At 64.6% G+C, this 13,210-nt stretch carries 10 protein-coding genes and 1 pseudogene; 5 read left to right on the top strand and 6 right to left on the bottom strand.

All coding sequences use genetic code 11. The features are described 5' to 3' along the window. Window positions 1–17: 17 nt before the first annotated feature. The 4 genes and pseudogenes from BM222_RS04905 to BM222_RS04890 all read right to left on the bottom strand — a co-directional run bounded on the left by BM222_RS04905 (window position 18) and on the right by BM222_RS04890 (window position 6,942). Window positions 18–1,145 (bottom strand): AAA family ATPase, encoded by a 1,128-nt coding sequence (locus BM222_RS04905; protein WP_092227126.1) that lies wholly within the window; start codon window positions 1,143–1,145, stop codon window positions 18–20. 177 nt (window positions 1,146–1,322) lie between these two features. Then, window positions 1,323–4,481, bottom strand: coding sequence for a multidrug efflux RND transporter permease subunit (locus tag BM222_RS04900; RefSeq protein ID WP_092227125.1), 3,159 nt, complete (start codon window positions 4,479–4,481; stop codon window positions 1,323–1,325). 6 nt (window positions 4,482–4,487) lie between these two features. Then, complete coding sequence (locus tag BM222_RS04895) at window positions 4,488–5,681, bottom strand: efflux RND transporter periplasmic adaptor subunit (protein WP_092227302.1); 1,194 nt, start codon at window positions 5,679–5,681, stop codon at window positions 4,488–4,490. 230 nt (window positions 5,682–5,911) lie between these two features. Next, window positions 5,912–6,942: pseudogene (locus BM222_RS04890) on the bottom strand (SAM-dependent methyltransferase). Between the two features lie 235 nt (window positions 6,943–7,177). Here BM222_RS04890 and BM222_RS04885 point away from each other — a divergent pair. Genes BM222_RS04885 through BM222_RS04870 form a run of 4 tightly spaced genes read left to right on the top strand, consistent with a single transcriptional unit; the run spans window position 7,178 to window position 10,004 of the window. Further along, window positions 7,178–8,200, top strand: a complete 1,023-nt coding sequence (locus tag BM222_RS04885) for a flagellar motor protein MotA (RefSeq protein WP_177243020.1) — start codon at window positions 7,178–7,180, stop codon at window positions 8,198–8,200. Between the two features lie 24 nt (window positions 8,201–8,224). Beyond that, complete coding sequence (locus tag BM222_RS04880; RefSeq protein ID WP_092227123.1) at window positions 8,225–9,253, top strand: peptidoglycan -binding protein; 1,029 nt, start codon at window positions 8,225–8,227, stop codon at window positions 9,251–9,253. Beyond that, the gene (locus BM222_RS04875) at window positions 9,253–9,699 is read left to right on the top strand and encodes a GNAT family N-acetyltransferase (protein WP_092227122.1); all 447 of its coding nucleotides are present in this window, start codon (window positions 9,253–9,255) and stop codon (window positions 9,697–9,699) included. Before BM222_RS04880 ends, BM222_RS04875 begins: the two co-directional genes overlap by 1 nt. A gap of 23 nt (window positions 9,700–9,722) precedes the next feature. Beyond that, window positions 9,723–10,004: a hypothetical protein gene (locus tag BM222_RS04870; RefSeq protein ID WP_092227301.1), complete on the top strand. Its 282-nt coding sequence runs from the start codon at window positions 9,723–9,725 to the stop codon at window positions 10,002–10,004. Between the two features lie 145 nt (window positions 10,005–10,149). Here the strand turns inward: BM222_RS04870 and BM222_RS04865 are convergent, their stop codons facing one another. After that, complete coding sequence (locus BM222_RS04865) at window positions 10,150–11,976, bottom strand: ABC transporter ATP-binding protein/permease (RefSeq protein WP_092227121.1); 1,827 nt, start codon at window positions 11,974–11,976, stop codon at window positions 10,150–10,152. Between the two features lie 201 nt (window positions 11,977–12,177). On the opposite strand from BM222_RS04865, the gene rpmE reads away from it, so the two are divergent. Then, window positions 12,178–12,405 (top strand): 50S ribosomal protein L31, encoded by a 228-nt coding sequence (rpmE, locus tag BM222_RS04860; RefSeq protein WP_011084323.1) that lies wholly within the window; start codon window positions 12,178–12,180, stop codon window positions 12,403–12,405. 167 nt (window positions 12,406–12,572) lie between these two features. Here the strand turns inward: rpmE and rcdA are convergent, their stop codons facing one another. Continuing rightward, window positions 12,573–13,082, bottom strand: coding sequence for a protease adaptor protein RcdA (gene rcdA, locus BM222_RS04855; RefSeq protein ID WP_092227120.1), 510 nt, complete (start codon window positions 13,080–13,082; stop codon window positions 12,573–12,575). Window positions 13,083–13,210: the final 128 nt, after the last annotated feature.

Genomic DNA, 13,210 nt, shown 5'->3' with positions numbered 1-13,210 from the left:
ACGGCCCGATCTGCGACCTAAGAATCGTCACCGTCGGATTCCTCCTCGCGATACTCTCCGCCGAGGGTCGGGCCCTCGATCATCGTGGCGCCTTTCGACTTGATGACCCGGCGAAGCGGGACCGAGCTCTCACTTCGCAAGACCTCCATCAACTGCTCCGAATGGGTGACGATCCAGATGTCGGCGCGGCCCGATGCCTTGACGATCAGCCGGGCCAGTGGCGCCAGCAGCGACGGGTGCAGGCTTGTCTCGGGTTCGTTCAGCGCGATGAACGGCGGAAGCCGATAGCCCATGAACACCGCGAGCAGGCAAATGTATTTCAGCGTCCCGTCGGACAGCTCATGAGCCCCAAACGGACGCGGCATGTCCTCGAGTTGCAAATCGAATTCACACAGGCCGCTTCGTTCCCATGCGCGAAGCTCAGCGCCCGGGAATGCGTCCTGGATTGCGTCCTGCAAGTCGGTTGCGTCTTCCCTGATGGTATAAAGTGTCGCCAGGGCCGCGGCCAGATCGCTTCCATCGGCACTGAGCGAGGGCGTAGTGATTGCGAGGCAAGGCTTTCGTATCGGTGAGGCCGGATCGGTGCGAAAGTCGTGATAGAAGCGCCAGCCCAGCATCGCGCTTCTGATCAAGTCGATTTCGGGGCACTCCTTGCCGTCTGAAAAGCCGGCAAGCGCGGTCTCGGACGGCAGCACCGCGTCCTTGTGGCTGGTCCATGCGCCGGTATCGCCGCGGAGGCTGACGAGCGAATTCTTCCGCTCCATCAGCAGAACCGGTCGCCTGCCCTGCGTCGCCTCGATACTTTCCGCCTTGATCATCGGCTCGCCGGAAAACGCCGCCTCAACGGGGCCAGGAAATCCGATCTCGATGAAATATCTGAAACGGTCGAATTTGGCGGACAACCGCAATCGCCCGTCTTCGCCGCGTTTGCGGATGCCGGACCAGCAGACCGAATTCAACCCGCCTTCCTCGGCGATTGTCCGTGTGATCCGCCCGCTAGCCGCATCGCGCAACAGCGACAGGGACTTGTAGAGATTGGATTTGCCGACGCCGTTCTCACCGACAAACACGGACAGGGGGTGGATGGGTAGGGAGAGCCGCCGGATGGAGCGATAGTTCGAGATCGCAATGTCGGTCAGACGCATCACATGCTCTCAATCGTCAGGTTGTATGTAGCCGCGCCAGTAGCGAATACACGCCATTCAATCCAGAGATGTAGTCTGGATCGAGCGACCTGGGAAGGCAAGCTCCGCTCGTCATTCCGGGGCGCGCCTCGCACCATAGCTCGCGCTACGCGCGCCCCGGAATGACGGAGAGACGTGTCATTGGCCGGCCCTCACCGGTGCCGGCGGCCCGTACATCTCGCTTTCCCTCCCCACCTTCTCCCTGTCCCCCGCGAGCACACGCTGCACCGAGACGAAGAACACCGGCACCATCAGCAGCGCCAAAATCACCACCGCGATCATGCCGCCCATCACGACGGTGCCGAGCGCTTGCTGGCTGGCGCCGCCGGCGCCGTGGGCGATGGCCATCGGCAGCACGCCGCAGATGAAGGCGAGCCCCGTCATCAGGATCGGGCGGAAGCGCAGGCGGCAGGCTTCGATCGTCGCTTCGACCAGCGGCTTGCCCTCTTTGCGCAGATCCTTGGCGAACTCGATGATCAGGATCGCGTCCTTGGCGGCGAGGCCGATGATGGTGATCAGGCCGACGGTGAAATAGACGTCGTTGGGCAGGCCGCGCAGCATCGCCGCCACCACCGCGCCGACCATGCCGAGCGGCACGGTGAGCAGCACCGCGAGCGGGATGGTCCAGCTCTCGTAGAGAGCGGCAAGGCACAGGAACACCACGAACACGGAGAGTGCCAGCAGGAACGGCGCCTGCGAGCCCGACAGCTTCTCCTGGAGCGACTGTCCGGTCCATTCATAGCCGAAGCCGCGCGGCAGCTTGCCGGCGAGCCTCTCCATCTCGGCGATGGCATCGCCCGAGGTGAAGCCGGGCTTTGCTTCGCCCGAGATGCGAACCGCCGGATAATAGTTGAAGCCGGCGATCTGGGTCGGACCGCGCGCCCATTCGACCGTGGCGAAGGAGGAGAACGGCACCAGCTGGCCATTGCTGTTCTTGACGTTGTAGTTGAGGATGTCCTCGGTCTTCATGCGATCGCGGCTGTCGGCCTGCACCACGACGCGCTGCATGCGGCCCCGGTTCGGGAAGTCGTTGATGTAGTTCGAGCCGAGATTGGTCGAGATCGTGTTGTTGATGTCCTCGAAGGTGACGCCGAAGGCGCCGGCTTTCTCGCGGTCGATCACGAGATTGACCACGCCGGCCTCGGGCAGGCCTTCGACATAGACCTTTTGCAACACGGGACTCGCGTTGGCCTCCGTGATCAGCTGGTCGGCGGCGCGCATCAAGGCCGGATAGCCCTTCTGGCCGCGATCCTGCAGGCGGAACGAGAAGCCGGAGGAGTTGCCGAGATTGTCGATCGGCGGCGGCTGCAACGCCGAGATCTTGGCGTCGCGGATCGAGGCCGACAGATCGCGGTTGATGTCATTGACAACAGCCGCAGCAGACTCCTTCGGCCCGCGCTCCGACCAGTCCTTCAAGGTGATGAAGGCCTGCGCGGTGTTCATGCCCTGGCCGGAGAAGCTGAAACCGGTGAGGAAGGTGACGTTCTCGACACCCGGCCGTTGCGCCAGATATTTTTCCACCTTCTCGATCACGGCCTCGGTGCGGCGGTAGGACGAGTCGGACGGCGTCTGTACGTCGGTGGTGACAAAGCCCTGGTCGTCGACGGGCAGGAAGCCGCCGGGCAGGCTGACGAAGGCCCAGGACAGACCGACCAGCAGCGCAGCATAGACCAGCATCAGGCGGCCGGTGCGCTTGAGCGAGAAGCCGACCGTGCGCGAATAGCCCTCCTTGCCGCCTTCGAGCATGCCGTTGAACCAACCGAACACGCCGCGCCTCGCGTGGCCGTGGCCGGCCGCGACAGGCTTGAGCAAGGTCGCGCACAGCGCCGGCGTCAGGGACAGCGCCAGGAAGGCGGAGAAGCCGATCGCCGCAATCATCGTCACCGAGAACTGGCGATAGATGATGCCGACCGAGCCAGGAAAAAACGCCATCGGCACGAACACCGCCATCAGGACCAGCGTGATGCCGATGATCGCGCTCGTGATCTGCGACATGGCTTTCCGCGTCGCCTCCTTCGGCGACAGGCCCTCCTCGGCCATGATGCGCTCGACGTTCTCCACCACGACGATGGCGTCGTCGACGAGGATGCCGACGGCGAGCACCATGCCGAACATGCTGAGCATGTTGATGGAGTAGCCGGCGAGCAGCAGCGCGGTGCAGGCGCCGAGCAGCGCCACCGGCACCACGACGGTCGGGATGATGGTGTAACGGATGTTCTGCAGAAACAGGAACATCACCACGAATACCAGCACGACCGCCTCGAGCAGCGTCGACAGCACCTTCTTGATCGAGGCCTCGACCACAGGCGTGATGTTGTAGGGGATCTCGTAGGAGATGTTGGCCGGGAAGAAGCGCGACAGCTCCTTCATCTTCGCCTCGACCGCGCTCGCGGTCGCCAGCGCGTTGCCCGTCGGCGACATCAGCACGGAGAGCCCCGCGGTCGGCTTGCCGTCAAGGCGGGTGTTGAACTGGTAGCTGAGACCGCCGACCTCGATCCGGGCGACGTCGCGCAACCGCACGGTCGAGCCGTCCGCGTTGGCACGCAGGATGATGGCGCCGAATTCATCCGGCGAGGACAACTGGCCCTTGACCAGCACTAGCGCAGAGGTGCGCTGGCTCGCGGCCGACGGCTCGGCGCCGATGCTGCCAGAGGCGACTTGTGCATTCTGAGCGGATATCGCCTTGTTGACGTCGTCAGCGGTCAACCCATAGCCGACGAGCTTTGCCGGATCGACCCAGACGCGAAGGCTGCGTTCGGTCGAATAGAGCGTGGCACGGCCAACGCCGGGGATACGGCGGATTTCACCGAGCACGTTGCGGATCATGAAGTCGCCGAGGCCGACTTCGTCGAGACTGCCGTCGGTCGAGTTCAACGTGATGATCTGGAGCACCGCACTCGAGGCTTCCTCGATCAGAATGCCCTGCTGGATCACCGCGCGCGGCAGTCGTGCCTCGACGCGCTTGATGCGGTTCTGCACCTCGACCGAGGCGGCGCTGGTATCGGTGCCCGGCTGGAAGTTCGCTGTGATCTCGACCTGGCCGAGCGAGTCGCTGGTCGATTCGAAATTGAGGATGCCGGAGGCGCCGTTCAGCTCCTCCTCGATCAGCCGCGTGACGCTGTTGTAGAGGTTTTCCGGCGACGCGCCCGGGTAGCTCGTCGAGATCGAGATCGAGGGCGGCGCGATGATCGGATATTGCGCGATCGGCAGCAGCGGGATCGAGATCGCGCCGATCAGACAGATGAACAGCGCGACGACCCAGGCGAAAATCGGCCTGTCGATGAAGAAGCTCGGCATGGGACGTTACCGCGTGGCCTGCTGCGTGTGCCTGACGTCCGCGCTCGCCTCGGCCTCGGACCAGGATTGCGGCTTGACCTTGTCGCCGGCTGCGAACTTCTGGAATCCTTCGACGACGACCTTGTCGCCGGCCTTCAGGCCCTCGGTGACGAACCAGACGCCGTCCTGCACCGAGCCGGTGCGAATCGGCTGCACCGCGATGCGATCGTCGCCCTTGACGACGAACACCTCGCTGCCGCCGCCGCCATTGCGCTGGACCGCCTGCTGCGGCACCGCAATGGCATCGCTATCGAGGCCCTGTTCGATGCGGACGCGGACATACATGCCCGGCAGCAGTTCGCCCCTGGGATTGCGGAACTCGCCGCGCAAGGTCACCTGGCCGGTGTGGGCATCGACCTTGGCATCGGAGAACAGCAATTTGCCGTCCAGCCCATAGGTGGTGTTGTCGTCGAGCACGAGACGCACCTTGGCGGCATCCGCCGCGATGCGATCGAGATCGCCGCTCTCGAAAGCGCGACGCAGCTGATTGAGCTCCGTCACCGACTGGGTGAAGTCGGCATAGACAGGATCGAGTTGCTGCACGGTGGCGAGGTTGGTCTCGTTCTGCACGACCAACGCGCCTTCGCTGACCAGCGCCGCGCCGACCACGCCGTCGATCGGGGCGCGCACGGTCGCATAATCGAGGTTGAGCTTTGCCCGTGCGAGCTCGGCTTTGCGCCCTTCCACTTCGGCCTTGGCCTGTAGCTCGGCGGCGATGGTCTTTTCGTTCTCGGCTTCGGGCGCGGCGCGCTGGCTGGTCAGCGTCGCGATACGGCGCGCCTGCTGCTGCGCCTGCTTCAACGCAGCATCGGCCTTGGCAAGCGCCGCCTCGTTGGCCATCACCTCGACCTCGAACGGACGCGGATCGATCCGATAGAGCGGATCGCCCGCCTTCACCTCGCCGCCCTGGCGAAACAACCGCTCGACCACGATACCTGACACACGCGGCCGCACCTCGGCAACGCGCGTCGGCGAGATCCGACCGGGCAGCTCACGAACCACGGCGCGCGGTTGCGGCTTGACCGTGACGATGCTGACATCGGGCTCGATGGGCTGCGCGGCAGAGACGGCGGACGAAGATTCGTCGCAGGCAGATAGCAGCGGCGCAAAGGCCGCGAGCATCATTGCAACGCATGCCGATCGCGCTCGAATTCCTGACATGAAGTTGAGTGCCCCAAGATTATTGAAACTGATCGAGCGTCGCGCGAGCCCGTTCTGGACCATCATCGCGACTGGTGCCGCCAAAATAGAAGGGACGCGCTGCGACGCAACGGATCGCGCGGGCGGCTCAATGTCACACGCGGCTATGGCGCTGAGTTCAGGCTGATTTTTTGGATTCACCGGATTGTGAGTCAGGTTCCATCATCGCGCGCTGCGACAGAACATCGCGATCAGTCGACCGCCGCCTTCATCCTGTAGTGGCTGACGCCCCACTCCGTTCCGTCGGCGTAACCAAACAGGCCTGCGGTGGCGAGAAAGAACCAGCGCCAGCGCCGCATCCACAGCGCGATGTCCTCGCCGTAGACGTTGCGCAAGGAGGATTCGATCGCGTCGCGATGCGCGTCGAAATTGGCGAGCCAGTCGTTTGCCGTCCGCCGATAATGAGTGCCGCTCCAGCGCCATTCCTTCTCGATCCGGAAGATATCGTCATATTGCCTGACGAGCTGATGGCTCGGCATCACGCCGCCGGTGAAGAAATGCTGCGCGATCCAGTCTTCGCGATTGGTGCGGTCGAAGACATAGGAGCCGGCGCGATGGGTGAAGATGTGCATGAAGAAGCGCCCCTCGGGTGCCAGCCATGATCGCACGCGCGTCATCAGCTCGCGCCAGTTCGTCATGTGCTCGAACATCTCGCCGAGACGATGCGGTCGTACTGGCCCTCCGGCGCGAACACGTTCATGTCTGATGTGACGACGCGCAGGTTCAGCAGGCCGCGCTGCCGCGCGATCTCCTCGACATAGGCGCGCTGCGATTGCGAGCTCGATACAGCCGTCACCTTGGCATGCGGAAACTGCCGCGCGATCCACAGCGACAGCGAACCCCAGCCGCAGCCGAGTTCGAGGATGGTCTGCCCGTCGGCGAGGCTGGCATGCGCGACGGTCTGGCGCAATGCCTCCTCCTCGGCTTCCTGGAGCGGCGTCGCATCGGTCTTGTAGAAGCAGGAGGAGTATTTGCGGTTCGGGCCCAGCACCTGCGCAAAGAAGGACGCAGGCAATTCGACATTCCTGATATCAATGCTAGCAGCGTCCCCGGTGATCGGCCGCAGCATCATCCGGCCGGCGAACGCGGCATCGTCGACCGCATCAAGCGCCGCGAGGCGGGTTGCGGTGCGGGAGCACAGGCCCTGGATTGCGGCGCGGACCACCACGTCGGGCAACGGCACGCGTTCGGCAGTCCCCATGATCGCGGAAACAACGCTCACGCAGCCCCTCCCTGGCCAGGTCCCTGCGGCCGGAAGCAGCACGATGGCCGTGCAAAAGCCGAGCCCGGCCTGCGGGATGCCGAAGTTTTGCAGCCTATGTGGCGTATCAAAGCCCGGTTTCAGCTTTGGGTTCCGCGCCTCCTTCCCGAAATCCGCACATCCGGCGCTTTTTTTGGGCGGGCGCTGTGCCATAGTGTGGGATGCAAGCAAGCTTTCGTAACGGATGATACCGGCCATGCCGCCAGGCGCCTCGCCCCGCTCCTCCCTCAACATCGAGTACACGAAACTATCCTCCCCCAGCGTCTTCCTGGTCCGGATGCTGGTTTTCCTGGTGCTGTGCTCGCTGGTGGGCGTGGTGCTCTACAAGCAGATCATCCAGGCCTTTTTCGCCAACCCCGGGCTGAACGCCCTGATCGGGGCGGTGCTGTTCATCGGCATCGTGCTGGCCTTCCGCCAGGTCATCCGGCTCTATCCCGAGGTCTCCTGGGTCAACAATTTCCGCATCGCCGATCCCGGCCTGGCACCGGCCCGGCATCCCAGGCTGCTCGCGCCGATGGCGATGATCCTGGGCGGTGAACGCACCGGGCGGATGTCGATCACGCAGACGACGATGCGGCATCTGCTCGATTCGATCGCAACCCGCCTGGACGAGGCCCGCGACATTTCCCGCTACATGACGGGGCTGTTGGTCTTCCTCGGCCTGCTCGGCACCTTCTGGGGCCTGATCGAGACGGTCGGCTCGGTCGGCAAGGTGATCGACGGGCTCAAGGTCGGCGGCGATGCCGGCGCGCTGTTCGACACGCTGAAGGAGGGCTTGGCTGCCCCGCTCGGCGGCATGGGCATTTCGTTCTCGAGCTCGCTGTTCGGTCTCGCCGGCTCGCTGATCCTCGGCTTCCTCGATCTGCAATCGAGCCAGGCGCAGAACCGCTTCTACACCGACCTCGAAGACTGGCTCGCCACCACCGTGCGCGAATACGGCAGCGGCGAAGTCGCCACCGTCGCGAACAGTGGCGGCGGCATTGCCAGCGGCGAGCTGCAAGCCGCCGTCGACCGCCTGCGCTCCGTGCTCGAGGAAGGCAGTGCCAGCCGCGGCACCACGGCGGCCATGGCGAGCCTTGCCGAAGCGATCCAGGCGCTGGTCTCACATATGCGCACCGAGCAGCAGATGATCCGCGAATGGGCCGATGGCCAAGGCGAGCAGAACCGCGAGATCCGCCGCCTGCTGGAGCGCATCGCGCGCCAGCCCGAGAAGAGTTAAGCAATCAGCATGTGAGAGGCGAGCATGGCTCTAGCCCGCGGCCGCCGCAGCGAAGGCGCCTTCAACTACTGGCCCGGATTCGTCGACGCGCTGTCGACGCTGGTGCTGTCGATCGTGTTCCTGCTCTCGGTGTTCCTGGTCGTGCAGTTCTTCCTGTCGCAGGAGGTGACCGGCAAGGACAAGGCCCTGGAGCAGCTCAACGCCAAGATCGCCCAGCTCACCGAGCTGTTGTCGCTGGAGAAGCTCGGCAAGCTCTCGCTCGATGACCAGGTCTCGCAGCTCAAGGCCGGCCTCGCCTCGGCCGAGAGCGAACGCGACCGCATGAAGGGCCTCTATGAGGGGCTCGCCAATGCCGGTAACGACGCGCAAGGAAAGACCGCCGAGCTCGGCAAGGCGCTGGACTCGGAGAAAGCGGTCTCGGCGCGGGCGCTGGCGCAAATCGAGGTGCTGAACCAGCAGATCAGCGCGCTCCGCCGGCAATTGGCGGCGCTCGAAGAGGCGTTAGATGCCAGCGAGAAGCGCGACAAGGAATCGCAGAACCGCATTGCCGATCTCGGCTCACGGCTGAACGTGGCGCTGGCGCAGCGCGTGCAGGAATTGTCGCGTTACCGCTCGGAGTTCTTCGGGCGCTTACGCGCCATTCTCGGCAATCGTCCTGACATCCGCGTGGTCGGCGACCGCTTCGTGTTCCAGTCCGAGGTGTTCTTCGACACCGGACAGGCAACGCTGCTGCCGGAGGGCAAGGCCGAACTCGACACGGTCGCGGCCGCGCTGATCGAGCTCGACAAGAAGATCCCGAGCGAGATCGCCTGGGTGCTGCGCGTCGACGGCCACACCGACGTGCGCCCGGTCAACGGCCCGAACTTCAAGTCGAATTGGGACCTGTCGTCGGCGCGCGCGATCTCGGTGGTGCAATATCTGATCTCGCTCGGCGTCCCTGCCCAGCGCCTGGTCGCCGCCGGCTTCGCCGAATTCCAGCCGCTCGACCCAGGCAACACCGAAGAGGCCTATAAGCGCAACCGCCGCATCGAGCTGAAGCTGACGGAGCGGTAGTGAGCGCGCTTCGCCTTCGACCCTATGTGGACTCCGACGAAGCGGCGACGATCGAGCTCTGGCGTCGCACCTGGCAGCAGGCCTATCCGCAGATCGACTTCACTGCGCGCCTTGACTGGTGGCGCGCGCGCTGGCGCAACGAGCTGGTGCCGAAGGCCCAAATCGTGGTCTCGGAACAACATGGCGTACTGACGGGTTTCGTGACCATCGATGCGGACGGTTATCTCGACCAGCTTGTGGTTGACCCCAATCACTGGGGTTCGGATGCGGCGCATCTGCTGGTCGACGAAGCAAAACGCCTGTCACCGTCGGGTGTCACGCTGCTCGTCAACAAGGACAACGCCCGCGCCATCCGCTTCTATGAGCGCAACGGCTTTGCCCATGCCGGCGAGGATGTGAACCCGACATCGGGCCGGCCGGTGCTGAAGATGGTGTGGCGGCCGTGACGGCAAGCAGATGGAGAGGATCGATGCGGCTGAGCGATCTGGCCAAGGGGTCTTCGGTGTTTCTCGGCGTCATCGTCGCCGGCTATGTGTCGACCCTTTATGTCGATCAGCGGCTTGCGGCGCCGTCCAAGACGGCGAGTGAGTCGGCAAGTGAGGCGACCGGTTCGTCTGCACCAACGCGCACTCCTGCGCCGGCCGACAGTCCGGCTCCGGCCAACGGCGGCTCGGCCTGCATCGGCGAGGGCGGCAGCTGGAAGAACTGGCCGTGGCCGAACGTGCCGATGGGCTCGCCGAAGTGTCCGTAAGCGGGCCTACAAACTCCGCTGTCATTCCCCGTGAAGGCGTGGAATCCAGTACGCCGCGGCTTCTCGGTTCATCACTGGTGTCTCGGAGTACTGGATCACCCGCTTTCGCGGGTGATGACACTGTGGGTGGCGAAAGAGCCGGGCCTCACACCCCCTCGAACTGCAATCTCGCCAGCCGCGCATAGAGCCCGTTCGCCGCCACGAGCTCGGCATGTGTGCCGTGCTCGACGATCTTGCCCTGATCCATCACCAGGATGCGGTCGCAGGAGAGAACGGTGGCGAGGCGATGCGCGATCACCAGCGTGGTGCGATGGGCCATCAGCTCTTCGAGCGCGGTCTGCACCAGCGTCTCGCTTTCCGCGTCGAGCGCTGAAGTCGCTTCATCCAGCAGCAAGAGCGGCGCATCGCGCAGGATGGCGCGCGCGATCGCGATGCGCTGGCGCTGGCCGCCGGACAGCGTCACACCGCGCTCGCCGAGTGGCGTGTCAAAGCCTTCGGGCAGGCGGCGGATGAACTCGCTGGCGTGTGCAAGCTCGGCGGCGCGCTCGACCTCGGCGTCATCAGCATCGGGCCGGCCGAAGCGGATGTTCTCGCGGGCGCTTGCGGCGAACACGTTGGATTCCTGCGGCACCAGAGCGATGCGGGAACGGAAGTCGCGCGGGTCGGCTGATTTCACCGGCACGCCGTCGAGCGAGATCGCGCCGCTGCGCGGATCGTAGAAGCGCAGCAACAGATGGAAGATCGTGCTCTTGCCGGCGCCGGACGGGCCGACGATTGCGACCTTCTCGCCGGGCCGGACCGTGAACGACACGGCATCGAGCACTTTCACGTCGGGCCGTGCCGGATAGGCGAAGCTGACGTGATCGAAACCGACCTCGCCGCGTCCCGGCACGGGCAATGCGCGCGGCGACGCGGGTGCCGCAATCTCCGGCTTCACGTGCAGGATCTCGAACAAGCGCTCGGCGGCGCCTGATGCCGCCGACACCTCGCCCCAGACCTCGCTGAGCTGGCCGAGGCCTGCGGCCGCGAAGGCTGCATAGAGCACGAACTGGCCGAGCCGGCCGGGCGTGATCGCGCCCGTGAGCACGTCATGCGAGCCGATCCAGAGGATCGCGACCACGCTGGCGAACACGATGAAGATCACGATGGCGGTGAGAACCGCGCGCGCTTGCGTGGAGGTGCGCGCGGCCTCGTAGGCCTGCTCGACCTCACCGCCGAACCGCTTCGCGGCCAGCCCTTCGCTGGTATAGGCCTGCACGGTGCGGATCGCGCCGACCAGCTCGCCGGCATAAGCCGAAGCATCGGCCAACGTGTCCTGCGCGTTGCGCGACAACCGCCGCACCCAGCGCCCGAACGCGACCAGCGGCAGCACGATCACGGGTATCGCCAGCAGCACGAAGCCTGACAGCCGCGGGCTGGTAATGACCATCATGGCTGCCGCGCCCAAAAACATCATCAGGTTGCGCAGCGCGATCGACACGGAGGCGCCGACCGCGGATTTGATCTGCGTCGTATCGGCGGTGAGCCGCGACACCAGTTCGCCGCTGCGCGCGGAATCGAAGAAGGACGGCGACAGCGACAGCAGGTGCCCAAACACGTCGCGCCGGAGATCGGCGACGATGCGCTCGCCGATCGTCATCACGAGATAGTAGCGCGAGGCGCTCGCGAGCGCGAGCACGGCGACGACCGCGATCATCACCGAGAAGTAGCTGTTGATCAGCGCGATGCCCTCAGGCGTCAGGCCGAAATCGATCATCCGGCGCACCGCGACCGGCACCAGCAGGGTGGTCAGCGCGGCGATCGTCAGCGCGACAAAAGCAAGCGCTGCGCGGCCGCGATAGCGGGCTACGTAAGGCGCGAGGGCCATCAGCGGCCGCAGCCTGGCGCGGCCTTTCTCAGGCTGCTCGATCAGTTCCACCTCGATCGACGGGGCTTCTGCGGGCCTGGTTTCAAGCCGTTCAACTGCGCTCATTGGAATCCGACCAAAAGAGAGACTTCGCTCCACATAGGCCCCAGCAGGAGGCGAGGCAAATACGGGATGTCCCTTAGGGCGGAGGACCCGGTTCCGCTGTTCCGACAATGGCTTGTTTTAGGGGCCCCTGTGCGGTATAGACCCGGCAAATCCGTCATCGATAGTCACTCAAGCAAGGCGCCGGGCGCCCCAGGAATTGCCATGAAAGCCGAAATTCATCCGGATTATCATACGATTAAGGTCGTCATGACCGACGGAACCGAGTACCTGACCCGCTCCACCTGGGGCAAGGAAGGCGACACGCTGAACCTCGACATCGACCCGAAGTCGCACCCGGCCTGGACCGGCGGCAATGCCCAGATCATGGACCGCGGCGGTCGCGTTTCGCGGTTCCAGAAGAAGTTTTCGGGCTTCCTCAAAAAGGATTGATCCGGCCGCAGGGCTGGAGACGAAAACGCCCCCGGGAGACCGGGGGCGTTTTCGTTTTTGGGGCTTCTCGTCATTGCGAGCGAAACGAAGCAAATCCAGGCTGTCTCCGTGGAGGCGGTCTGGATTTGCTTCGTCGCAAGAGCTCCTCGCAATGACAGGAGGCGACCTTACCGCTCGAACGCGGCCTTCAGCGCGTTGAGCTGCGGCACCAGCGGATTGCCGATGGCGATGTGGTCGGCCGGCGGGGTGTGGATGGTGGTGTCGAGCCGGCGCACGCGGGTCTGCAGGCTCATCGAGCGATCGATCAGGTCCTGCAGCTGCGTCGGCAGCTTCTCGATCGTGTCGGGGGGGCCGGGATCGGCGGCGCTGAGCTTGACCTTGGTCTTCTCGCGATTGGCCTGAACCAGCGTCATCTCGCCTTCCTTCACCGCGCGATGCAGCAACAGCCAAGAGGCGAGCTGCATCAGGCGCGTGGTCAGGCGCATGCTCTCGGTCGCATAGGTGAGGCTGACGGCGCGGTCGAGCGCCTTGGCCTCGGTCCGGCCGGCGCCGTCGAGATAAGCGGCGGTCTCTTCGACGAGATCCATGCCCTCGCGGAACAGCAGGCCGAATGCTGCGGAATTGGTGAACCGCTCGCTGAGTTGAACGAGAGCACCTTCGGCTTGCAAACGTTCCATGGTTAACGCCCCTTACGCAACTGTTTACCTGTCCGGCTTTGGCGCCGGCTTATGATGAACAAATCATTGCGCGAGCGAACCGCGGAGTCCAGCGGCAAGCGCGGATATGGTTTCTGTGGGTCATTCCC

The organism is Bradyrhizobium sp. Gha (assembly GCF_900113735.1).
Taxonomy (GTDB): Bacteria; Pseudomonadota; Alphaproteobacteria; order Rhizobiales; family Xanthobacteraceae; genus Bradyrhizobium.
Note: the sequence above shows the minus strand (reverse complement) of the source record. Positions and strands in the feature narration are given on the sequence as shown.